17 protein-coding genes are annotated in these 22139 nt (G+C 69.6%); all 17 read right to left on the minus strand.

Annotation, left to right across the window (positions count from 1 at the left end; translation table 11 throughout):
• Window positions 1-69: 69 nt before the first annotated feature.
• The 17 genes from IF88_RS45530 to IF88_RS0119845 all read right to left on the minus strand — a co-directional run bounded on the left by IF88_RS45530 (window position 70) and on the right by IF88_RS0119845 (window position 21945).
• Window positions 70-2091 carry a hypothetical protein gene (locus tag IF88_RS45530; RefSeq protein ID WP_030713727.1) on the minus strand — a complete coding sequence of 674 codons (2022 nt, stop codon included), beginning with the start codon at window positions 2089-2091 and terminating at the stop codon, window positions 70-72.
• Window positions 2092-2296: 205 nt separating this feature from the next.
• On the minus strand, window positions 2297-2680 hold the full coding sequence (locus IF88_RS0119770; RefSeq protein ID WP_037806421.1) for a DUF6113 family protein: 384 nt from the start codon (window positions 2678-2680) through the stop codon (window positions 2297-2299).
• Window positions 2677-3573, minus strand: a complete 897-nt coding sequence (gene mshB / locus IF88_RS0119775; RefSeq protein ID WP_030713732.1) for an N-acetyl-1-D-myo-inositol-2-amino-2-deoxy-alpha-D-glucopyranoside deacetylase — start codon at window positions 3571-3573, stop codon at window positions 2677-2679. The genes IF88_RS0119770 and mshB overlap by 4 nt, the downstream gene beginning before the upstream one ends.
• A gap of 23 nt (window positions 3574-3596) precedes the next feature.
• Window positions 3597-3791: a hypothetical protein gene (locus tag IF88_RS0119780; protein ID WP_030713736.1), complete on the minus strand. Its 195-nt coding sequence runs from the start codon at window positions 3789-3791 to the stop codon at window positions 3597-3599.
• 394 nt (window positions 3792-4185) lie between these two features.
• Complete coding sequence (locus tag IF88_RS0119785; protein WP_030713738.1) at window positions 4186-5229, minus strand: ABC transporter ATP-binding protein; 1044 nt, start codon at window positions 5227-5229, stop codon at window positions 4186-4188.
• Complete coding sequence (locus tag IF88_RS0119790) at window positions 5222-6205, minus strand: ABC transporter ATP-binding protein (protein ID WP_030713741.1); 984 nt, start codon at window positions 6203-6205, stop codon at window positions 5222-5224. The genes IF88_RS0119785 and IF88_RS0119790 overlap by 8 nt, the downstream gene beginning before the upstream one ends.
• A gap of 12 nt (window positions 6206-6217) precedes the next feature.
• Entirely contained in the window at window positions 6218-7255 is a 1038-nt protein-coding gene (locus IF88_RS0119795; RefSeq protein ID WP_051837196.1) for an ABC transporter permease, read from the minus strand.
• Complete coding sequence (locus tag IF88_RS0119800; RefSeq protein WP_030713747.1) at window positions 7248-8171, minus strand: ABC transporter permease; 924 nt, start codon at window positions 8169-8171, stop codon at window positions 7248-7250. Before IF88_RS0119800 ends, IF88_RS0119795 begins: the two co-directional genes overlap by 8 nt.
• A gap of 31 nt (window positions 8172-8202) precedes the next feature.
• On the minus strand, window positions 8203-9834 hold the full coding sequence (locus tag IF88_RS0119805) for a peptide ABC transporter substrate-binding protein (protein ID WP_030713750.1): 1632 nt from the start codon (window positions 9832-9834) through the stop codon (window positions 8203-8205).
• 106 nt (window positions 9835-9940) lie between these two features.
• Window positions 9941-10867, minus strand: coding sequence for a GNAT family N-acetyltransferase (locus IF88_RS0119810; protein WP_030713752.1), 927 nt, complete (start codon window positions 10865-10867; stop codon window positions 9941-9943).
• Between the two features lie 124 nt (window positions 10868-10991).
• Window positions 10992-12044, minus strand: coding sequence for an ABC transporter ATP-binding protein (locus IF88_RS0119815; RefSeq protein WP_030713754.1), 1053 nt, complete (start codon window positions 12042-12044; stop codon window positions 10992-10994).
• Complete coding sequence (locus tag IF88_RS0119820; protein ID WP_030713756.1) at window positions 12037-13086, minus strand: ABC transporter ATP-binding protein; 1050 nt, start codon at window positions 13084-13086, stop codon at window positions 12037-12039. The genes IF88_RS0119815 and IF88_RS0119820 overlap by 8 nt, the downstream gene beginning before the upstream one ends.
• Before the next feature lie 51 nt (window positions 13087-13137).
• The gene (locus IF88_RS0119825) at window positions 13138-14061 is read right to left on the minus strand and encodes an ABC transporter permease (protein WP_030713759.1); all 924 of its coding nucleotides are present in this window, start codon (window positions 14059-14061) and stop codon (window positions 13138-13140) included.
• Between the two features lie 23 nt (window positions 14062-14084).
• Window positions 14085-14951: an ABC transporter permease gene (locus IF88_RS0119830; RefSeq protein ID WP_234323603.1), complete on the minus strand. Its 867-nt coding sequence runs from the start codon at window positions 14949-14951 to the stop codon at window positions 14085-14087.
• Window positions 14952-15208: 257 nt separating this feature from the next.
• Window positions 15209-16864, minus strand: coding sequence for a peptide ABC transporter substrate-binding protein (locus tag IF88_RS0119835; protein ID WP_234323604.1), 1656 nt, complete (start codon window positions 16862-16864; stop codon window positions 15209-15211).
• Between the two features lie 491 nt (window positions 16865-17355).
• Complete coding sequence (gene typA / locus IF88_RS0119840; protein ID WP_030713768.1) at window positions 17356-19260, minus strand: translational GTPase TypA; 1905 nt, start codon at window positions 19258-19260, stop codon at window positions 17356-17358.
• 345 nt (window positions 19261-19605) lie between these two features.
• Entirely contained in the window at window positions 19606-21945 is a 2340-nt protein-coding gene (locus IF88_RS0119845) for an ABC transporter family substrate-binding protein (RefSeq protein ID WP_030713771.1), read from the minus strand.
• Window positions 21946-22139: the final 194 nt, after the last annotated feature.

The raw sequence follows: 22139 nt of genomic DNA on the forward strand, positions 1-22139 counted from the left end.
CGGCGGACATGACAGTGCCCCCGCCCGGGGTCCGGGCGGGGGCACTGGTCCGTCGTGACGCGGGGCGGGCTAGCTCGCGTTGGTCTCGATGACGACGGTCCGCTCGGCGGTGGTCTTGCCGCGCAGGGCCTTGCCGAGGGCGCCGGCGACGTCCTGCGGGGTGACCGCCGTCTTGGCGCCGGTGCCGCGGGTGATCAGGACCCCGTCGAACGTGTTCCCGTAGACCTCCTTGAGCGCCTCCAGGTCGAACTTCTCCGTGAGGCGGCCGTCGACGGCCTGCATGCTGAGGAACTTCGGCAGGGACTTGGAGCCGAAGGGGAGGGACTTGCCGCCCGCCTTGACCGTGGCGATGGCGGACATCGCCGGCTCCGCGAACTCCTTCATCGCCCGGTCCAGTTCGGCCTGGGTGACGGCCGGTTCCTTGGTGGTGGTCGGCAGTTCGGCCACGGCCGCCTTGCCGGTGGCGACCTGGTCGCGGAAGGCCTTGGTGACCAGGTCGACGGAGCCGTCCACGTCCAGGGTGGTGCCGGGCTTGCCGGGGACGGCGACGGCCTTGCCGGTGTCGAAGGTGATCGTGCCCTCGGTGGCCGAGCCGGCCGTGCCCGCGAGCTCCTGGAGCGCGACCTGGAGCTTCTCCTCGTCGACCGGCATCACGGGGTCGGCGACGCGCTCGTTGCCCAGGAGGGAGCCGATGACCGTGACGGGGTTGTAGTCGCTGCCGGCCGCGTTGCGGACGGTGGTCTGGCCGTCGAGGGTCAGCCCGGCCTTGTCGGGCTTCAGCTCGACCTGCTTGCCGCCGACGTTGAGCTGGATCGGGGTGGAGGCGCGGGTGCCGAAGGCCGTCTGGAGCTTGGCCAGGGCCTCGTCGCGGCTGCCGCCGATGTCGACGCCGAGGACGGTGGTGCCCTTGGGGACGTCGGAGTGGTTCAGGAGCAGCCCGGCGCCGTAGGCCACGCCGATCAGGGCCACGACGGCGCCGCCGAGCAGGACCAGCTTGGAGCGGCCCCTCTTGGCGGGCTTGGCGGTGTCCTTCTGCTGTGCGGGCGCGGGGCGCGGGGCCGCGGGTGCCGGTGCGGGTACGGGGGTCGGCAGCGGCGCGTCCAGCTCGGGGCCGGGCCAGCTCGCCGCCTCCTCGACGCGGGGGCCGCCGCCGGGGCCGCCGACCGGGCCGGAGCCGAAGCCGGGGCCGCCGGTGGGCCCGGCGGGCTGGCTGCCGTAGACGGGGAACGCCTCGGTGACGGGGCCGCCGTCGCCCTGGCCGCTCCCGTACGCCGGGAAGCCCTGGGTGGACCCGACGCCGGGGCCGCCGGGCATCGGGGCGGCGGGCGCAGGCGGCGGGGCGTAGCCGGTGCCGTAGTCCGCCACGGGCGGCGGCGGGGTGCGCGGCGGCGCGTAGGCGCTGTCCGGCGCCGGCGGGGTCTGGGTGCGTGGTGGGGTCTGGGCGCCCGGCGGGGGCGCGTACCCGCCGCCCGGCGCGGGCGGAGGCGGCGTCGGGCCGGGCGCGGCGCTCGGCACGGGCCGCTGCGCGAGCGGGGGCGGCGGGGCGGACGCGGCCGGGGGCATCTGCGCGGCGGCGGGCGGCGGCGGGCCCGCGGGGGCGGCGCCCGCCGGCTTGCGGGGGGCGAACCAGTTGCTGGGGGCCGGCTCCTCGGCTTCGGCCGGGCGCTGGGCGCGGGCCTGCTGGGCCGGCTCCGGCTCCCGCTCGGCCTCGATCCGCGTCGGCTGCGGCCGCTGCGCGGGCGCGGGCTTCGGCTCGGGCGTCTGCTCCGGCCCCTGCTCGGGCGCGGGGGCGGCCGGGCCGGAGTTGGTGCCCATCGACTTGCGCACGACCACCGGCGGGATCGGCCGGGAACCCGGGATGTTGATCCGGATCCGGGTCGTCAGGGTGGTCTCGGTCTTGGGCCCGTCGGATTCGGGCGTGGACGGCTTCGAGGTCACAGGGTTCTCCTCTGGAGCGGTCGACGCGCCAGGTCCGGACGGCACGGTCGTGGACTGGTGCTGGCCGGTTCCGTACGGCGGCGTCCCCGAGGGGTATGCGGCTCCACCGTGCCCCTTGGGCCCGGAGGACGAACTGTCGGTTTCACGACTCAAGGCAGGTTCTCCCGGTTGGCTCCGCCGCCCGTCATACCGTGCGCGGGCAGCTCGGCGGCCCGTCCACCATACTGGCCGCCGCCCGCACGCAACTGACGGCCGGGATTCAGGGGTTCCGCACAGGGCCCGTCAAACCCCCCTGAACCGGCCCGGGAGACCCCGCGCGCGGCACTGCGCCGATCTCCCTACGAGGTCCGACACCACGTCACTTGGCAGAGCGCGCGGCCGAAACCGGCCGGTCCAGCGGACCGCGCATCGTGGCACACATCACAGCGAACACCGTTCCACCCAAAAGGTAGGCGTACATGGCGATTCCGGACGAACTGAGGAGGAAGTCCCCCTCGGGGCGCGGAACGCTGAGCATCACGTACGCGAGGAACCAGCCGGCCGCGGCCCCGCCCACGCCGAGGCCGGTGCCAAGGGCGATCCGGCCCCCGAGGAACAGCCCGAAGAGGGCCAGCAGGGCGAGCAGCAGCCCGCCGGGGAACCACAGGTCCACCACCAGCCAGCCGGCCGCACCGGTCAGCGCGCCCGCGACGACCAGGCCCAGGCCGACGGCGATCCGGCCCGCCGTCAGGCGGCCGGTCATGCCCGCACCCCCGCGAAGAGGTCGTGCTCGCGCGTCCCCTCCGGTACGCCCGGCCGGCCCTCGGCGAGTTCGTAGTACTCGCGGGTGAACAGCGGCTGCGCCAGGTCGTTGGAGAGGGCGAAGAAGGGCCCGTCCACGGCGATCTGGGTGGCGTGGGCCCGCATGGCGGCCGCCTTCGCCGCGGCGAAGGCCTCCTCGGCCCCGATCTCGGCCGTGATCCGCTCGTCGGCCACGACCCCCGGCACGTCCTCGGGCGAGCCGAGCCCCGGGAAGGGGTTCCCGGCTCCGGCGGCGCGCAGTCGGGCGAAGCCCTCCTCCACCACGGAGAGCGGTACGCGGTTCCAGTAGATCTTCCCGATCACGTGCGGGTCGCCGAGGTCGCGTCGGTACGCGGTCTCCGAGGCCAGTTCGGCGGCGCGCATGGCGACCCGGTGGGCCTGGATGTGGTCGGGGTGCCCGTAGCCGCCGTCCGGGTCGTACGTGACGAGCACCTGCGGGCGCAGCTCGCGGATCACCTCCACGAGGTACGCGGCCGCCTCGTCCACGTCGGCGGACCAGAAGGCCCCCGGGCGGTGGTTCTGCGGGGCGCCCATCATCCCGGAGTCCCGGTAGCGGCCGGGGCCGCCGAGGAACCGGTGGTCGTGGACGCCCAGCTCGGCCATGGCGGCGGCGAGTTCGCCGACGCGGTGGGCGCCGAGGGTGTCGTCGCGGTCGGCCGCCAGGTGGGCGAGGGCGGGCGGGATGACCTCGCCCTCCTCGCCGAGGGTGCAGGTCACCAACGCGACGTGGGCGCCCTCGGCCGCGTACTTGGCCATGGTGACGCCGTTGTTGATCGACTCGTCGTCCGGGTGCGCGTGCACGAGGAGCAGACGACGGGCGGGAAGACCGTTCATGGGCCTAGCCTACGAGGCACGGCTCAGAACTTGAGGCCACTGATCATGCTCGCCACGTTCGAGGTGAGCTGGTTCAGGGTCGGGGCGATGGTGGAGCTCGCCAGGTAGAAGCCGAGCAGGACGCAGACGACCGCGTGTCCCGCCTTCAGGCCGGCCCTCCGGACCAGCAGGAAGACGATGATCGCCAGCAGCACCACGGCGGAGATCGAGAGTGCCACGGCGTTTCACCTCCACGTCGAGCGGACATCGGTACGCGCATTCGCGCTCGGCGAGAGTCATACCCACCGTGCGCTACGGATCATAACTATCCGTACCAGCGCATCGATCGAAATCCGGCAGCACGAGGGGCGCATGGCGCGCACGGGCGGGGTCACGGGGAGGTCGGCCGGGGCGGCTGTACGCCTCCCCGGCCGACTGTCGGCACCCGCACGGCCGCACGCCACACAGGCTGCATGCCCCAGATCTCGGGGCAGAAACGGTCAAGTTGCCCCCGTGTAAACCCCGTTGTGGGGCGGTGGCCACACCCGCATCCCACACCCCGTGGGTGGCCGGAAATGATCGGTCGGCGCGGAGCGTGTCCCACGGGGCGGAACGGGGCTGGACCGGCCGGGACTAGCCCTGCGGACCCTCCGGCGGCACCTGCGGCACCACCTGTTTCTCCGCCGCGAAGTGACATGCCGAGGGATGGGCCGCCGGGCCCGAGGGGAAGGCCTCCGGCACCGCGAGCAGCGGAACCTCCGCCGCGCAGCGGGGCTCGGCCTTCCAGCAGCGGGTGCGGAAGGGACAGCCCGACGGCGGGTTGGCCGGGGACGGCACGTCGCCGGAGAGGATGATCCGCTCGCGGTGGGCGCGGGCCTCCGGGTCGGGCACGGGAACGGCCGAAAGCAGGGCCTGGGTGTACGGGTGGGTCGGGTGGTTGTAGATCTGGCTGTCGGTGCCGATCTCCACGATCCGGCCCAGGTACATGACGCCCACCCGGTCCGAGATGTGTCGCACGATCGACAGGTCGTGCGCGATGAAGACGTAGGACAGGCTGAAGTCCTTCTGGAGGCGGTCCAGGAGGTTGATCACCTGCGCCTGCACGGAGACGTCGAGCGCGGAGACCGGCTCGTCGGCCACGATGATCTCGGGCTGGAGCGCGAGGCCGCGGGCGATGCCGATGCGCTGGCGCTGGCCGCCGGAGAACTGGTGCGGGTACCGGTTGATGTACTCCGGGTTCAGGCCGACCACGTCGAGGAGGTCCTGGACCTTCTGCCGGCGCGAGCCCTTGGGAGCCACCTCGGGGTGGATCTCGTAGGGCTCGCCGATGATGTCGCCGACCGTCATGCGCGGGTTCAGCGAGGTGTACGGGTCCTGGAAGACCATCTGGATGTTGCGGCGCACGGCCTTCAGGGCGCGGCCGGACAGCTTGGTGAGGTCCTCCCCCTTGTAGAGGATCGAACCCGCCGTCGGCCGCTCCAGGTTGACCAGCATCTTGGCCACGGTCGACTTCCCGCAGCCGGACTCGCCGACGATGCCCAGCGTCTCGCCGGCACGCAGGTCGAAGGAGACCCCGTCGACGGCCTTGACCGCGCCGACCTGCCTGCGGAAGACGATGCCCTGCGTCAGCGGGTAGTGCTTGACCAGGTCCTTCACTTCCAGAAGGGACTCAGCCATGGAGGCACTCCTTCCAGAAGTGGCAGGCGCTGGTCCGCTCCACCGGCGACTCGGTCACCTCGTACAGCGGCGGCACGTCGGTACGGCACACCGCCTGCGCCATCGGACAGCGCGGGTTGAAGGCGCAGCCGGGCGGGATGGCCAGCAGGTTGGGCGGCAGGCCCTTGATGGCGTACAGCTCCTGCCCCTTCTGGTCCAGGCGCGGGATGGAGTCCAGCAGTCCGCGCGTGTACGGGTGCGCGGGCGCCTTGTAGATCTCGTGGACGGGGGCCGCCTCGACGATCCGGCCCGCGTACATGACGGCGATCTTGTCAGCCACGTCCGCGACCACGCCCAGGTCGTGGGTGATCAGGATGAGGCCCATGTTCAGCTCGCTCTGCAGCTCGGCCAGCAGGTCCATCACCTGCGCCTGGACCGTCACGTCCAGGGCCGTCGTCGGCTCGTCCGCGATGATCAGCGAGGGCTCCAGGGCCAGCGCCATAGCGATCATGATGCGCTGGCGCATGCCGCCCGAGAACTGGTGCGGGAAGTCCCCCACCCGCTGCTTCGCCGCCGGGATCCGTACCCGGTCCATCAGCTCGACGGCCTTGGCCTTGGCGTCCTTGCGGGACATCCCGCGGTGGACCTCGTACATCTCGCCGAGCTGCTTGCCCACGCTCAGGACCGGGTTCAGCGAGGAGAGGGCGTCCTGGAAGATCATCGCCATGTCGGCGCCGCGGATCCTGCGCCGCTCCTCCTCCTTCATCTTGAGGAGGTCCTTGCCCTTGAAGAGGATCTCGCCGCCCGCGATCCGGCCCGGCGGCATGTCGAGGATCCCCATCACGGCTTGGGCGGTCACCGACTTGCCGGAGCCCGACTCGCCGAGCACGGCGAGCGTCTCGCCCTCGTCCACCGCATAGTCGACGCCGTTGACCGCCTTCGCGACTCCGTCGCGCGTCTTGAATTCCACGTGCAGGTCGCGGACTTCGAGCAGCATGTGCGGGGCTCCTCAGCGCAGCTTGGGGTCGAGGGCGTCGCGCACCGCGTCGCCGAGCATGATGAAGGCGAGCACCGTGATGCTCAGCGCGCCCGCCGGCCAGAGCAGCATGTGCGGGGCGTTGCGGATCTGCGAGGCCGCGTTGGAGATGTCGATGCCCCACGAGACGGTGGGCGGGCGCAGGCCGACGCCGAGGAAGGACAGGGTGGCCTCCAGCGCGATGTACGTGCCGAGCGCGATGGTGGCGACGACGATGACGGGGGCGACTGCGTTGGGCGCCACGTGGCGCAGCAGCATCCGGCCGTTGCCGGCACCCAGGGCCCGGGCGGCCTGGACGTAGTCGTTCTGTTTGGCGGTGATCACCGAGCCGCGGGCGATGCGGGCGATCTGCGGCCAGCCGAGGAGCACGATGAAGCCGACCACGGGCCACACGGTGGTGCTGGTGACGACCGACAGGAAGACCAGGCCGCCGAGGACCACCGGGATGCCGAAGAAGATGTCGGCGACCCGGGAGAGCAGCGCGTCGCCCCAGCCGCCGAAGAAGCCGGCGAGCCCGCCGAGGGCCGAGCCGAGCAGGGCGGCGCCGAGGGTGGCGCAGACGCCCACGGTGATGGAGGCGCGCGCCCCGTACACCGTGCGGGTGTAGACGTCGCAGCCCTGGGTGTCGTAGCCGAAGGGGTGGCCAGGGGAGGAACCCTGCTGCGATTTGGACAGGTCGCACTGGAGCGGGTCGCCGCTCGCGATGAGCTGCGGCCAGATCGAGATGCCCACGAGGAAGAGGATCAGCAGCGAGGAGAGGATGAAGACGGGGTTGCGGCGCAGCTGGTGCCAGGCGTCGGACCACAGCGAGCGGGCCTTCTCGGTGGGTCCGCGGCCGGTCGGCCCGGCGGTCTTCTCGATGCCCTCGACGCTCTCGGCTTCCTCCAGCGCGAGATCCATGGGTCCTCCCTGACCGGTGGGGGAGATCGCCTCGTGCCGGCGGGGGCCGACGGGGTCGTATCCGCCGGGGCCCTCGGCGCGCTCGGGAGGCTCGGGCTCGGGCTCAGGCATAACGGATCCTCGGATCCAGGACCGCGTAGAGCAGGTCGACGAGCAGGTTCGCCAGCAGGAAGACGATGACGAGGATGGTCACGAAGCCGACGACGGTGGGCGAGTTGTTGCGCAGGATGCCCTGGTAGAGCTGGTAGCCGACGCCGTGGATGTTGAAGATCCGCTCGGTGACGATGGCGCCGCCCATCAGGGCGCCGATGTCGGTGCCGATGAAGGTGACCACCGGGATCAGTGAGTTGCGCAGCAGGTGGCGGGTGACGACCCGGCGGCGGGGCAGGCCCTTGGCGGTGGCCGTGCGCACGTAGTCGGCCTTGACGTTCTCGGCGATGGAGGTGCGCGACAGCCGGGTGACGTAGGCGAGGGAGACCAGCGCGAGGACGATGCCGGGCAGGATCAGCTCGTCGAGGGGGGCCTCCGGGGAGACGGTGGGCCGCACCCAGCCCCATTGGACGCCGAAGAGGTACTGGAGCAGGTAGCCCGTCACGAAGGTGGGCACGGAGATGACCACGAGGGTGGCCACGAGCACGGAGGTGTCGACGGTCTTGCCGCGGCGCAGCCCGCTGAGCACGCCGAGGGTGATGCCGATGACGACCTCGAAGAAGATCGCGACCAGGGTCAGGCGCAGGGTGACGGGGAAGGCGCTGGCCATCAGCTCGGTGACGGACTGGCCGTTGAAGGCCGTGCCGAAGTCGCCCTGGAAGATCTGGCCCATGTAGTGGAGGTACTGCTTCCACAGGGGCTGGTCGAGGTAGAGGTCCTTGCGGATGCGGGCGGCGGTCGCGGGGTCGGGGGCCTTGTCGCCGAAGAGGGCCGCGACCGGGTCGCCGAGCGCGTACACCATGACGAAGATCAGGAACGTGCTGCCGATGAACACCGGGATCATCTGGAGCAGCCGCCGGATCACATAACGTCCCATGGACTGCTCCAGGATCGATCCGAAACGTGGGTCAGCTGACCTTGATCTGGTCGTACACGGGGACGCTGAACTGGTTGAGCGCCACGTCCGAGAGGCGCTCGGCGTAGCCCGCGCTGCCGTTCTGGTACCAGAGCGGGATGGCCGGCATCTGCTCGGCGAGGATCTTCTCGGAGTCCTGGAACTTCGCGACGGCCTTGGCCGGGTCGCTCTCCTGGTTGGCCTCGTCGACGAGCTTGTCGAAGTCCGGGTTGCTGAACTTCCCGTAGTTGGAGGAGGCGCCCGTGTAGTAGAGCGGCTGGAGGAAGTTCTGGATCAGCGGGTAGTCGGCCTGCCAGCCGGAACGGAAGGGACCGGTCAGCTTGAAGGCGCTCTGCTGGTTGCGGAAGTCGGCGAAGGTGCCGACCGGGTTGACCGTGCACACCGGGCCCTCGCCCAGCGCGTTGTTGACGCTGTTGCAGACGGCGTCCATCCAGTCGCGGTGCGAGCCGGTGTCCACGTTGGAGGTCAGCGTGACCTTGCCGCCGGGGAGCCCACCGCCCTCCTGGATGAGCTTCTTGGCCTCGGCCGGGTCGTAGACGCAGGCGTCGCCGCAGACCGTGGCGGAGAAGCCGCCCTTCTCGCCGAGCGCCGGCGAGGTCCAGTCCTTGGCGGGGGTCCTGGTCTCGCGGAAGATCTGCTTGGTGATCTCGTCGCGGTTGATCGCGCGGGAGATGCCCTGGCGGACCTTCTCCAGGCCCGGCTTGCTCCACTGCGGGTCGTACAGCGGGAAGGTGAGGGTCTGGATGATGAGGGCCGGCTGGTTGATGTACCGGTCGCCGAGGTCGTTCTTGACGTTCTTCAGCTGCTGCGCCGGGATGTCGTCGACGAGGTCGAGGTTGCCGGAGATCAGGTCGGTGTAGGCGGTGTTGTTGTCGGTGTAGACCTTCAGGTCCACGCCGCCGTTCTGCGCCTTGTCCGCACCGGGGTACGCGTCCCACTTGCGCAGCTTCATGCCGGTGCCCTTGGTGTACGAGTCCACCGTGTACGGGCCGTTGCCGACGGGCTTGTTCAGCCAGCCGGTGTGGTCGGTGAAGAAGGCCTTGGGCAGCGGCGAGAAGGCCTGGTAGCCGAGGGTCTCGGGCCAGGTGGAGAACTTGTTCTTGAGGGCGACGGTGAAGGTCATGGCGTCCTTCACCACCAGGCCGGACATCGTCTTCGCCTTCGGCTCCCCGGAGGCCGGGTGCACGTCCTGGTAGCCGACGATGTCGGAGAAGAACGGCGCGTTGTTCTGCTTGTTGCGCACGTCCGCGCCGTAGTTCCAGGCGTCCACGAAGGACTGCGAGGTGACCGGCTCGTCGTTGCTGAACTTCCAGCCGTCCTTCAGCGTGACCGTGAAGTTCTGACTGTCCGTCGTCTCGATCTTCTCGGCGAGCATGTTGTTCGCCTCGCCGGTCTTCGGGTCGTAGCGCTTGAGACCCCGGAACAGCATGTCGAGGACCTTGCCGCCCTGCACCTCGTTGGTGTTGGCGGGCTCCAGCGGGTTCTGCGGGTCACCCCACGAAGAGCTGACGACCCCCGCGTCGCCCCCGCCCCCACCGCTGTCGCTTCCACCGCCGCAGGCCGTCGCCGCGAGGGCGACGGCCACCGCACATGCGGCCCACTTGGCGTGGGTGGCTCCGCGCATGGAGTGCCTCCTATGGGTCCCAGACTCACTTAGGGGCCAATGTCACCCTATGTGTGGTCCCGCACACTCCTCGTTGGACCGATTGCACCCGCGCGTCTCGCCCCTGTCACCCCTGCGAGTGCAACGGCAGCTCCCAGGAGTCGACCGCGTAGTGCAGGCCCATGCCGTGCGCCTCGTAGAGCCCGAGTGCTCCCGTTTCGTTGTGGGTGTCCACGCCGAGGCCGACGGTGTCGCGGCCGCGGGCGGCGTAGGCCGCGAAGCAGTGGCGCAGCAGGAAGCCGCCGAGGCCGCGGCCGCGCAGTTCCTTGCGTACGCCGATGTGGCCGACCCAGGCCATGCTGGTGCGGTCGTCGCGGGTGAGCAGGACGGCCGCGTCGCCGTGGCCGGGCAGGCTCGCGATCCAGACCAGGGACCAGTCGAGGCGGCGGCCGTCGATGTGGTCCAGCCAGCTCTCGTACGGGCGGTCCACGTGGCCGAAGTGCGCCGCGAAGGTCTCCTCGATCAGGGCGTGGGCCCGGCGGCGGTCGGCCTCGTCGTCGGCGCAGTGGCGCAGGGTGAGCCCGGCCGGAACGGCCGGCGGGAGGTCGGCGGCCGGCGACAGGGAGCGGGTCATGACCTGGTAGCGGCGGATGGTGCGGTAGCCGCGCCCGGTGAGGTGGGCGAGGTCGAGGGTGGGCTCCACGTTGAGCTGGAGCCGCAGGACGCCGGAACCGGCGGTCAGCTCCCGGGCCCTGGCCTCCATGTGCTCCAGCAGCCGGACGGCGGCCTCGTCGTGGCCGGGCAGGACGTAGTGGTCGCCGTCGACGCGGCCCGGGCCGGAGTCCGCCCAGACGAGGGCGTAGGCCACGAGCCGGCCACCCTCGAAGGCGAGCCAGGAGTCGGTCGCCAGGTCGACGTCGGGGGCGTTGAGGTCGGATTCGACGGTGCCCAGGTCGGTTTCCGGGCGGCCGATCTCGATCATGTCGACGGCGTTGAGGAGGGCGCAGATGTCGGCCGCGTCCCCGGGCCCGGCGGGCCGTACGGTGAGGGTCATTGCCTCACTCTCCGGGCCGCGCTCCCGGCGCCGCAACCGGGTTTCCGGGACCCGTACGGAAACGGCCGGTCCCCGGTGCTCGAAGCACCGGGGACCGGCCGTGGACGTACGGGTCCGTCGGAGGTCAGACGGCCAGGATGGCCTTCTCCTCCGCGAAGTGGCACGCCGACTCGTGCGCGGCCGGGCCGGTCTGGCCCTTGAAGCGCTCCGGGATCGCCAGCAGCGGCTCCTCGGTGGAGCACTTGTCCTGGGCCTTCCAGCAGCGGGTGCGGAAGCGGCAGCCCGACGGCGGGTTGGCCGGCGACGGGACGTCACCGGTCAGGATGATGCGCTCGCGGCCCTCGCGGGCCTCCGGGTCGGGGACCGGGACGGCGGAGAGCAGCGCCTGGGTGTACGGGTGCGTCGGGTGCTCGTAGATCTGGGCGTCGGAGCCGATCTCGGCCATCTTGCCCAGGTACATGACGCCGACCCGGTCCGAGATGTGCCGGACGATCGACAGGTCGTGCGCGATGAAGAGGTAGGAGAGGTTGAACTCGTCCTGGAGCTTCTCCATCAGGTTGATGACCTGCGCCTGCACCGACACGTCGAGCGCGGAGACCGGCTCGTCGCAGATGATGATCTCGGGCTGCAGGGCCAGGCCGCGGGCGATGCCGATGCGCTGGCGCTGACCGCCGGAGAACTGGTGCGGGTACCGGTTGATGTACTCCGGGTTCAGGCCCACGACGTCCAGGAGCTCCTGGACCTTGCGGCGCCGGTCGCCCTTGGGAGCCACCTCGGGGTGGATCTCGTAGGGCTCCCCGATGATGTCGCCGACCGTCATGCGCGGGTTCAGCGAGGTGTACGGGTCCTGGAACACCATCTGGATGTTGCGGCGGACGGCCTTGAGGGCCTTGCCGGACAGCCGGCTGATGTCCTCGCCCTTGTAGAGCACCTGGCCGGAGGTGGCCCGCTCCAGGTTCATCAGGAGCTTGGCGACCGTGGACTTGCCACAGCCGGACTCGCCGACGATGCCGAGGGTCTCGCCCTTGTACAGGTCGAAGGAGATCCCGTCGACCGCCTTGACCGCGCCGACCTGCTTCTTGAACAGGATGCCCTGGGTCAGCGGGAAGTGCTTGACCAGGTTGCGGACCTGGAGGATCGGCTCGCGCTCGGTGGCGTTCTTGGTGAGCTCAGCCATGGATCTGCTCCTTCCAGAAGTGGCACGCGCTGCCGCGGCCCGGCAGTTCGGTGCCGTCCTGCTCGGTGACCGGGTGCAGTACGGGGATCTCCGTACGGCAGATGTCCTGCGCCTTGGGACAGCGGGGGCTGAAGGCGCAGCCCGCGGGAATGCGGAGCAGGTTGGGCGGCAGACCCTTGATCGCGTAGAGCTCCTGGCCCTTCTGGTCCAGGCGCGGGATCGAGTCGAGCAGGCCGCGGGTGTACGGGTGGGACGGACGCTTGTAGATCTCGTGGACCGGAGCGGTCTCGACGATCCGGCCCGCATACATGACCGCGATCTTGTCCGCGACGTCGGCGACGACGCCGAGGTCGTGGGTGATCAGGATCAGGCCCATGTTCATCTCGCGCTGGAGCTCGGCGAGCAGGTCCATGACCTGCGCCTGGACCGTCACGTCGAGAGCCGTGGTGGGCTCGTCGGCGATGATCAGGTCCGGCTCCAGGGCCAGCGCCATGGCGATCATGATGCGCTGGCGCATACCGCCGGAGAACTGGTGCGGGTAGTCGCCCACGCGCGCCTTGGCGGCGGGGATCTTCACGCGGTCCATGAGCTCGACGGCCTTGACCTTCGAGTCCTTCTTGGACATCCCGCGGTGGACCCGGAACATCTCGCCGAGCTGGTCGCCCACCGAGTAGACCGGGTTCAGGGAGGACAGCGCGTCCTGGAAGATCATCGCCATCTTGTTGCCGCGGAGCTTGCGGCGCTCCTCGTCGGACATCTTGAGGATGTCCTTGCCGTGGAAGCGCACCTCGCCACCGGCGATCCGTCCGGGCGGGCTGTCGAGAATGCCCATGATCGCCTGTGCGGTGACGGACTTGCCGGAGCCCGACTCGCCGAGCACGGCGAGGGTCTCGCCGGCGTTGACGCTGTAGCTCACGCCGTTGACGGCCTTGGCGACCCCGTCACGGGTCTTGAACTCGACCTGGAGGTTGTCCACCTCCAGCAGCGGCACGGCGGACCCGCCGCCCGTCTCCGCAACGCTGAGAATCTCCGACGTCGTCACGCCGCCACCTTCGTCCTGCTTGCTGATGTTGTCTCGGGGCATCGGGCGGCCCTACCGGAGCTTCGGGTCGAGCGCGTCACGCAGGCCGTCGCCGACGAAGGCGAAGCCGAGCACGGTGACGACGACGAACAGGCTGGGGAAGTACCACAGGTAGTCATTGACGCCGATGAAGCCCTGTCCGGCCGCCAGCATGTTGCCCCACTCGGGGACGTCGACGGGGACACCGGCTCCCAGGAAGGAGAGCGCTGCCACACCGACGATCGTGGTGCCGACGTTGAAGGTCGCGTAGACCAGAACGGCGGTCAGCGAGTTCGGCAGGATGTGCGTGCGGACGACCCGCCAGCCACCGGCGCCGAGCGCCTTGGCCGCGTGGACGTAGTCCATCTCGCGCACCGACAGGATCGAGCTGCGCAGGAGCCTGGACACGGTGGCCCAGGAGAAGATGGCCAGCGAGATGACCACCGGGGTGATGCCGCGCCCGGTGACCAGGATGATGACGACGGCACCGATCATCAGCGGGAACGCGAGGAACACGTCCGCGACGCGCATGACCAGGGTGTCGGCGAAACCGGCGAAGTAACCGGCGATGGCGCCGAGGGCGACACCGATCAGCACCGCGAAGAAGATCGAGGCGAGGCCGACGAACATGGCGACGCGAGTGCCGGCGATGAGGCGCGAGAACATGTCGCGGCCCAGGGCGTCGGTGCCCATCCAGTGCGTGCCGTTGGGCGAGGCGAGGGTGTTCTCCAGGTCCTGGGCGCCCGGGTCGAACGGGGCGACCATGTCGCCGAAGATCGCCGTCAGGAACAGCAGGGAGATGATCACGAGACCGACGACGGCCAGCTTGTTCTGGACGTAGCGGTGCCGGATCTCGCCCCACTGGCTCAGTTGCTTGGGTGCGGGTTCGGCGGAGGCCGAAGCGGACGACACGGGGTTCTCGTCCCCGATCGCCGGGCTCGTTGCGAGCTCAGACATGAGGAAATCCTCCTTGGGGGCGGTCAGCTGAGGCGGATACGCGGGTCGAGGGCCGCGTACAGCAGGTCCACGATGAGGCTGAGGACGACGAAGATCGCGACGCTGTAGGTCACGACACCGATGACGATCGGGTTGTTCTGCTGCTGAATCGCCTGAACCAGTGCCAGACCGACACCGTCCCAGTTGAAGATCGCCTCAGTGATGAGCGCACCACCGAGGAGTCCGCCGAACGAAATACCCAGGTACGTGACCACGGGGATGGACGAGTTGCGCAGCACGTGCTTGAAGAGCACGCGGCGTCGCGGAAGTCCCTTGGCCACGGCCGTCTTCACGTAGTCCGCGCGCAGCACCTCGAGCATCGTGCCGCGGGTGAGGCGGGCGACGAAGGCGATGTCGGTGATGGCGAGGGTGATGGCGGGAAGGACCATGCCTTCGAGCTTGTCTCCGCCGAGCTGCGGGAACCACTGGAGATCCACGGCGAAGAACTTCATGAGCAGCATGCCGATCACGAAGGTGGGGAAGCCGACGGCCATCGTCGTAAAAAATGTCGTGGCCATGTCGAGAATGCTGTATCTGTAGAGCGCGGCGATGATGCCGACGCCCATACCGAACACGGTGACGAGCACGATGGCCAGGATGGCCAGCTTCGCCGTGTTCTGAAGCTTGGGGCCGAGGATCTCGGAAACCTCGCGGCGCTGCACGAAGTCCTCGCCGAGGTCGCCGGTGGCAACCTTCGCGACGTAGTTGACGTACTGCTCGGGCAACGACTTGTCGAGCCCGTAACGCGCCTTCAGTTCCGCGACCACTGCGGGGTCACGTGCCTTGTCGCTGCCCGCGATCGAACCCACGGGATCGCCGGGGAGTACGAACAGACACGCGAACAGAACCATGGTCGCGCCTATGAGGACTATGACCATCTGCCCGAGGCGACGGGCGACGTACCTTCCCATGTTTTGCCTCTCTACCTGGCCGCTTCTGGGAGCAGCGGCCTCCAGCCCAAGGAACGGGCCGGCTCTCGGCGTGCGGGGGTTGCCCGCGGATGTGAGGGGTGCCGAAGTGAAAACGGCCTGCCGAGCGGGGCCGCGGCCCACCGGTCACCCGGGGGCCGCGACACGTTCGCTCCTGACGGATATACCGTCCGAACCGATTACTTCTTGACAGAGATCTTCTCGAGGATCGGGTCCTCGTTGAAGTTGATGTCGTCCAGACCGTTGAACTTGTCGGTCGCCATCAGGCGGAACTGGGAACGGTTGAAGGTCGGGATGAGCGCCATGTCGTCCATGGCCATCTTCTCGGCCTGCTTGTACATCGCGATGCGAGCGGCCTCGTCCTTGGTGGCGCGGGCCGTGTCGATCAGCTTGTCGAACTCGGGGTTGTTGTAACGGACGCGGTTGTCACCGGTCACGTTGCCCTCGGCGTCCTTGTTCATCGAGGCCGAGTGCAGCAGCGGGAACAGGAAGTTCTCCGGGGTCGGGTAGTCCGCGCCCCACGCGAAGCGGTAGACACCGGTGGCGCTGGAACCCTGCTGCTCCTTGAGCATGCCCGGGAAGTCCTTGCCGTCCAGCTTGACCTTGACGCCGAGGACGTCCTCGAGCTGCTTGGCGATGGCCTGGACCCACTCTTCGTGGCCCGCACCGGTGTTGAAGCTGAACTTGATCTCGGTACCCGGCTTCAGGCCGCCCTTCTCGGCGTGCTCCTTGGCCTTGGCCGCGTCCTGCTTGACGCAGGAGACGCAGAGGTCCTTCTGGTACGCCTTCGGGAACGCCGGCGGCACGATGGTGGTCGACGGGGTCTGGTAGCCCTGGAAGACACCCTTGGCGATGGCCTGACGGTCGATCGCGTAGGAGATCGCCAGACGGGCGTCCTTGTTGTTCGTCGGACCGTTGTCACCGATCGGCAGAACGAAGTTCATGCCGTTCGTGTCCTTGGCGAACCACTTGTTCTGCGGCTTGTACTTCGCCTCGGCCGTCTTGAGCATCGGCGTCGGGATGTGCGCGTAGTCGAAGGTGCCGGCCTGGAAGCCGTCGTACTCGAGCTGCTGCGCGGTCTTGTCGTTGAGGAGCGTGACCTGGACCTTCGCGAGGGAGGCCTTGGTCAGCGAGTAGTCGTCGTTGCGGACGAGGTTGATCGCCTTGTTGTGCTCCCAGGTGCCGTCCATCTTGAACGGACCGTTACCGATGGGGGCCTCGCCGAACGCCTTGTCCTCTTCGCCGACCTTGGCGGACTTCGGAACCGGGCTGTAGGCGTTGTGCGCCGTCTTCAGGACGAACTCGCAGTCCGCCTTGGACAGGTCCACCTTGATGGTGTTCGGGTCCGGGGTGGTGACACCGGAGAAGGTCTTGGCGGAGCCGTCCTGCAGCTCGGCGTAACCCTTGATACCGGCGAAGTGGTACGCCACGTCGGACGCGGCGGCCTTGTGAGCGGCACGGGCCCAACCGCGGGCGAACGCCTCGGCGTCCACGACCTCGCCGTTGGAGAACTTGGTGTCGGGCTTGATCTTGAAGGTCCAGGAGGTGCAACCCTCGTCCGACGTCGCCGACTCGGCGAGCGCGGGCTCGGCCAGGCCGTCCGGCGTGTTGCCGTACAGGCCGGTGAACAGCGCGTTGGCGAGCAGGATACCGGTGGACTCGTGGGCACGCCCCGGGTCGATGGTGTCCGGCTCCGTGCTGCCCATCCGGAACACGCCACCGTTGGCAGCGCTGCCCTTGTCCTTGCTGTCACCGTCACCGCCACCACAGGCGGTAGCGGCCAGGGCGACGACAACCGCGCCCACGACCCACTTGGCGCTCTTGGCACCGCGCATGGGTTTCCTCCTCATGAGTCCACTGATCGACTTGAGGGGCAAAAAAACCTCGCCGACACCCCTGACGGCGAGCGAATCCCTGCCCATAGTGTGCTCGTGAGTCGGCGCGCTCCCCACAGCGCGTGACCCATTGACCCGAGCTCAATGGAGCCATCCTCAGGGACTGCCAGGCCGTAAACCACACTTGGGTGGTCTCGTTTTCACAACATCGATCCGCGGCAGAAACCCGAAATCCGGACAAACGGATAGGAGACAGACACGTGCGAAACGGACGGTTAGCTCATCTTCCGGAGTGTCACGGTCGGTATGCGGACACCAGAACGCAAAAATCCGCTTGACAAAAGCGAACAGCCCCTCCCTTCACGGACTCCGTGAAGGGAGGGGCTGCTGCATTTCAAAGCGCTGCGGCCGACAGCCTCCGCCGCGGCCGCCCGCCCGAGCAAACCACGGGACGGGCGACGCAACGGCCCTGCTGCGTAAGGTCTTTACTACTACTTGGCCGACTTGGCGCGCGACGCGGTGCGCGAGCGCTCCTTCTGGTCCAGGACGACCTTGCGGATGCGGACGGCCTCCGGGGTCACCTCGACGCACTCGTCGTCGCGGCAGAACTCCAGGGACTGCTCCAGGGAGAGCTTGCGGGGCGGAATCACGTTCTCCGTGTTGTCCGCGGAAGCCGCACGCATGTTGGTGAGCTTCTTCTCCTTGGTGATGTTCACGTCCATGTCGTCGGAGCGCGAGTTCTCGCCGACGATCATGCCCTCGTACACCTCGGTGCCGGGGTCGGTGAACAGGACGCCGCGCTCCTGCAGGTTGATCATCGCGAACGGCGTGACCGAACCGGCGCGGTCCGCGACCAGCGAACCGTTGTTACGGGTCACCAGCGGGCCGAACCACGGCTCGTAACCCTCGTGGATGGAGTGCGCGATACCGGTGCCGCGCGTACCCGTCAGGAACTCCGTACGGAAGCCGATGAGGCCGCGGGACGGGACGACGAACTCCATGCGGACCCAGCCGGAGCCGTGGTTCGACATGTTGTCCATACGGCCCTTGCGGACGCCCATGAGCTGCGTGACCGCGCCCATGTGCTCCTCGGGGACGTCGATCGTCATGCGCTCGACCGGCTCGTGCACCTTGCCGTCGATCTCCTGCGTGACCACCTGCGGCTTGCCGATGGTCAGCTCGAAGCCCTCGCGGCGCATCTGCTCGACCAGGATGGCAAGCGCGAGCTCACCGCGGCCCTGGACCTCCCAGGCGTCGGGACGCTCGGTGTCGAGGACGCGCAGCGAGACGTTGCCGATCAGCTCGCGGTCCAGACGGTCCTTGACCTGACGGGCGGTGACCTTGCGGTCCTTGACCGCGGACTTGGCGTCCGCGCCCTTGCCCGTGCCGCCGCGGCCGACCAGCGGCGAGGTGTTCGTACCGATGGTCATGGAGATCGCCGGCTCGTCCACCGAGATCAGCGGCAGCGCGATCGGGTTCTCCGGGTCGGCCAGGGTCTCGCCGATCATGATGTCGGGGAAACCGGCAACCGCGCAGATGTCACCCGGGCCCGCCACCTCGGCCGGCTTGCGGGTGAGCGCCTCGGTCATCATCAGCTCGGTGATGCGGACGTTCGAGACGGTGCCGTCACGCTTGATCCACGCGACGGTCTGGCCCTTGCGGAGCTCGCCCTGCTCGACGCGGACGAGCGCGATGCGGCCCAGGAAGTTGTCGGCGTCCAGGTTGGTGACGTGGGCCTGGAGCGGGGCCTCCTCGTCGTACACCGGGGCCGGGACGTGCTCCAGGATGGTGGAGAAGAACGGCTCCAGGCTGTCGCTGTCCGCGGGGACGGTGCCGTCCTCCGGCTTGGTCAGCGAGGCGACGCCGTCACGGCCGCAGGCGTAGACGATCGGGAACTCGATCTGGTCCTCGTCCGCGTCCAGGTCGAGGAAGAGGTCGTACGTCTCGTTGACGACCTCGTCGATGCGGGAGTCCGGACGGTCGGTCTTGTTGATGCAGAGGATGACCGGCATCTTCGCCTGAAGGGCCTTGCGCAGGACGAAGCGGGTCTGGGGCAGCGGACCCTCGGAGGCGTCCACCAGCAGGACGACCGCGTCCACCATCGACAGACCGCGCTCGACCTCACCACCGAAGTCGGCGTGGCCGGGGGTGTCGATGATGTTGATCGTGATCGGGGCCCCGCCGTCCTTGGGGTGATACTTCACCGCCGTGTTCTTGGCGAGGATCGTGATGCCCTTCTCACGCTCCAGGTCGTTCGAGTCCATCATGCGGTCGTCGAGGTGCTGGTGGGCGGCGAAGGCACCGGCCTGCTTGAGCATGGCATCGACGATGGTCGTCTTGCCATGGTCGACGTGGGCGACGATGGCGACGTTACGGATGTCGTGGCGCGTGGGCACTTCGGCGCTTCTCCCGGGATCGTGGATGGCGTCGCGTACGGCCTGGCACGCGCGCCTCGGCCGGGCGAAAACCTGCCACGGCCTTACCCCATGGTACGTCGCGTGGCGGGAACCGCCTGCCGGGGGGCTGTCAAGGGGCCGGACGAATGAGCGAGGCCGGGTGCTGCGTGGGGTGCCCGGGCCGCCCATCGTGCCGGTAATCATGCGGGTCAACGGCCGGGTCAATGGGTACGGCACGACCTTGCCCGCCGGGGATCCGGCGGGCAAGGGACTTGAGTCACATCTGAGCTTGCTACCCGGGGGTCAACCTGACAGGCACCCCTTTGTCATCACTTCTCGCCCACGCTACTTCTTCTTGTCCTTGGCCGTCGGCGGCTTCTTCCAGCCGATGTCCTGGTAGCGGGGGGTGCCGAGGCCGAAGGCGCCGGCGTTGGCCAGGCCCGGCTTGACGGCCACCAGCTCCGGGCGCTGGTAGAGCGGGATGGAGCCGGCGGCGGCCCAGATCCGGGCGTCCGCCTTGCGGATCAGCTCGCGGGACTGCTCCTCGTCCAGTTCGCCGACCGCCTGGTCGAAGAGCTGGTCGATGTGGTCGGTGCCGACCCGGGTGTAGTTCTGTTCGACGAGGAGCGAGCCGTCCGCGGCCGGCTCCGGCTTGGCGAAGATCGGCCGGGCGTCGGTGGCGGGGTAGGCGGTCGCGGGCCAGGAGTAGAGGGCCAGGTCGTACTGGCCCGAGGCGATGTGGTCCTTGAAGAAGCTGTCGTCGGCCACCTTGGTCGTCTCGGTGTTCACCCCGACCTTCCGCAGCATCTGGGCGATTCGCTCGCCGACCGCGCGCAGGGACTCCGAGCCCGGGCCGGACGGGAGAACGAATCGCAGGGTGAGCGCCTTGCCGTCCTTGGCGAGCATGGCGCCGGAGGTGCGGGTGGCCTGCTTGGCCGGGGCCGGAGAGGCCTTGGCGGGATCGGCCGCGTCACCGTCGCGGGCCGCGCTGCGCTTGCCGTCGTCGACGGCCGCCACCCGGGCGGCCTGGGCGAGGAGGGAGACCTCCTGCCGGGCGCCGAAGGGGGCGGGGGCCAGTACCGGGGAGGGCTGGTCCTGCGCACCGTCCGGGGCCGCGGCGAGGGGCCGCTCGCCGGGGCCCGCCGGGCGGGTCCGGGGGCGCTGCCCGGCGGCCGAGCGCGGGTCGCCGTTGGCCTCGTCGTCCTGGCCCACGATGTAGAGGCCGTCGTTTCCGGTGCCCGGGCCCGAGGGGGTCTTCCCGTCGTCCTGCGGCGCGCTCTCCGGGCCGGCCTTGGCTCCCGCCGGCTCGGTGATCTTGCCGCCCCGGCGCCAGCCCGCGTCCGTGAGGAGGGCCTGGGCCGCCTGCATGTCCTGACCGCCGAGGGCGTCGCTGTTGTCGGCGTACGCCCGCTGCCCGGCCAGTGCCACGTGGCTGCCGACGGGCTTCGCGGGCAGGCCCAGCGGCTTCAGGACGAGCTCGGCCAGCGCCTTGCGGTCCAGTGCCCGGGCCACCGCCCGGCGCACCCGCTCGTCCGCCAGCGGGCCGGCGGCCCCGTTCATCGCGAGCTGGGTGTAGGCCGGCTCCAGGGACTTGCGGACGGTGAAGTTCCGCAGGGCCGTCTGCTCGTCGGCGTACCGTTTCACCGCCGCCACGTGCTTCTCGCGGCTCTCCTTCTCCGCCGCGGCCTTGTCCTCGTCCGTCCCGAAGGCGACCGCCCAGGACAGCGTGGCCTGCGCCGGGGTCATCGCGGCCCCCGGACCGTGGGCCGGGGCGCCGCCCGAGCCCGCGCCGCCGTTGCCCACGGCGTCCTTGCCGGCGTCCCGGCGGGCCAGCGCGATCCGGTCGGCGCCGGTGCGGTCGATCTCGGCCAGATCCAGCTTCCCGGCCGCCAGCGCCGCGGCGCGCTCGGCCCGCGGCACCGCCGTCAGGACCAGCGTGTCCAGCTTGGCCTGCCGGCCCCACCAGCGCGGATTGCGGGTCAGGGCCGCGGTGCCCGTCTTCTTGTCGATCGCCCCCAGGGCGAAGGGCCCCGCGGTGACCTTCAGAGCGCCGCGGGCGCCCTCGTTGAAGGCGTCCGGGGTACCCGTGACCTGCTTGGGGTAAAGCGGGCTGAAGAGCGAGCGCCAGTCGGCGTACGGCTTGGCGAAGGTGACCCTGACCTCCAGGTCGGTCTTGCCCTTCTCGATCTTCTCGATCCGCTCGTAGCCGGCGTTGCGCGCCGTCCAGTACGCCGAGTCCTTGCCGTTCAGGGCCCGCCACTGGGCCACGAAATCGGCGGCGCCGATCTCGCGTCCGTCGCTCCACACCGCCTGCTGGTTCAGCTTGTAAAGGACGACCTGTTTGGGCTCCCGCCCGACGATCTCGGCCTTCTCCAGGTAGTCGGGATTGGCCACGGGCCGCCCCTTGGCATCCAGCACGAACAGCTGCGGCAGCACGGCACCGGCGATGCGGGTGGTGGTGGCGTCCGCGTCGGCCTGGAAGGTGTTCAGGGTGTCCGGCAGGGTGTCCACGGCCCAGCGCAGCACACCCCCGTCCGCGACCTTCTCGCGGGCGGTCGTGGCGATGTCCTGCCCGGCGGCGACGGGGCCGCCCTCGTCTTCACCCGCGCCGCAGCCCGTGAGGAGCGGCAGTGCGAGGACTCCCGAGGTCAGGAGCGCCAAGGACCTGCGCCTTCGCTGGGACATGGGTGGTACCTCCGGGGCGGGGCGTGGGGGAAGCATGATCACGTTCGGCGGTATATGGAGCTGATCACACCGGTTGCCGGATCCCACTGAAATCGACGGTCCGCCGCACCCTTCGCACCCGCCTCTCGCCACGCCGCGAACCCCACCCGTGCGGACCAATCCGGCTTGCGCGCCGAAGGGGCAGTCCCCCGGGA

Source organism: Streptomyces sp. NRRL F-2580 (assembly GCF_000720115.1).
Classification (GTDB): domain Bacteria; phylum Actinomycetota; class Actinomycetes; order Streptomycetales; family Streptomycetaceae; genus Streptomyces.

What these genes read in the sequence shown, in the direction of transcription:
- IF88_RS0119845 (WP_030713771.1), bottom strand. Translation starts at nt 21,945, where the DNA reads ATGTCCCAGCGAAGGCGCAGGTCCTTGGCGCTCCTGACCTCGGGAGTC.
- IF88_RS0119770 (WP_037806421.1), bottom strand. Translation starts at nt 2,680, where the DNA reads ATGACCGGCCGCCTGACGGCGGGCCGGATCGCCGTCGGCCTGGGCCTG.
- IF88_RS0119795 (WP_051837196.1), bottom strand. Translation starts at nt 7,255, where the DNA reads ATGCCTGAGCCCGAGCCCGAGCCTCCCGAGCGCGCCGAGGGCCCCGGC.
- IF88_RS0119790 (WP_030713741.1), bottom strand. Translation starts at nt 6,205, where the DNA reads ATGCTGCTCGAAGTCCGCGACCTGCACGTGGAATTCAAGACGCGCGAC.
- IF88_RS0119825 (WP_030713759.1), bottom strand. Translation starts at nt 14,061, where the DNA reads ATGTCTGAGCTCGCAACGAGCCCGGCGATCGGGGACGAGAACCCCGTG.
- IF88_RS0119785 (WP_030713738.1), bottom strand. Translation starts at nt 5,229, where the DNA reads ATGGCTGAGTCCCTTCTGGAAGTGAAGGACCTGGTCAAGCACTACCCG.
- mshB (WP_030713732.1), bottom strand. Translation starts at nt 3,573, where the DNA reads ATGAACGGTCTTCCCGCCCGTCGTCTGCTCCTCGTGCACGCGCACCCG.
- IF88_RS0119800 (WP_030713747.1), bottom strand. Translation starts at nt 8,171, where the DNA reads ATGGGACGTTATGTGATCCGGCGGCTGCTCCAGATGATCCCGGTGTTC.
- IF88_RS0119830 (WP_234323603.1), bottom strand. Translation starts at nt 14,951, where the DNA reads ATGGTTCTGTTCGCGTGTCTGTTCGTACTCCCCGGCGATCCCGTGGGT.
- IF88_RS0119805 (WP_030713750.1), bottom strand. Translation starts at nt 9,834, where the DNA reads ATGCGCGGAGCCACCCACGCCAAGTGGGCCGCATGTGCGGTGGCCGTC.
- IF88_RS0119815 (WP_030713754.1), bottom strand. Translation starts at nt 12,044, where the DNA reads ATGGCTGAGCTCACCAAGAACGCCACCGAGCGCGAGCCGATCCTCCAG.
- IF88_RS0119810 (WP_030713752.1), bottom strand. Translation starts at nt 10,867, where the DNA reads ATGACCCTCACCGTACGGCCCGCCGGGCCCGGGGACGCGGCCGACATC.
- IF88_RS0119835 (WP_234323604.1), bottom strand. Translation starts at nt 16,864, where the DNA reads ATGCGCGGTGCCAAGAGCGCCAAGTGGGTCGTGGGCGCGGTTGTCGTC.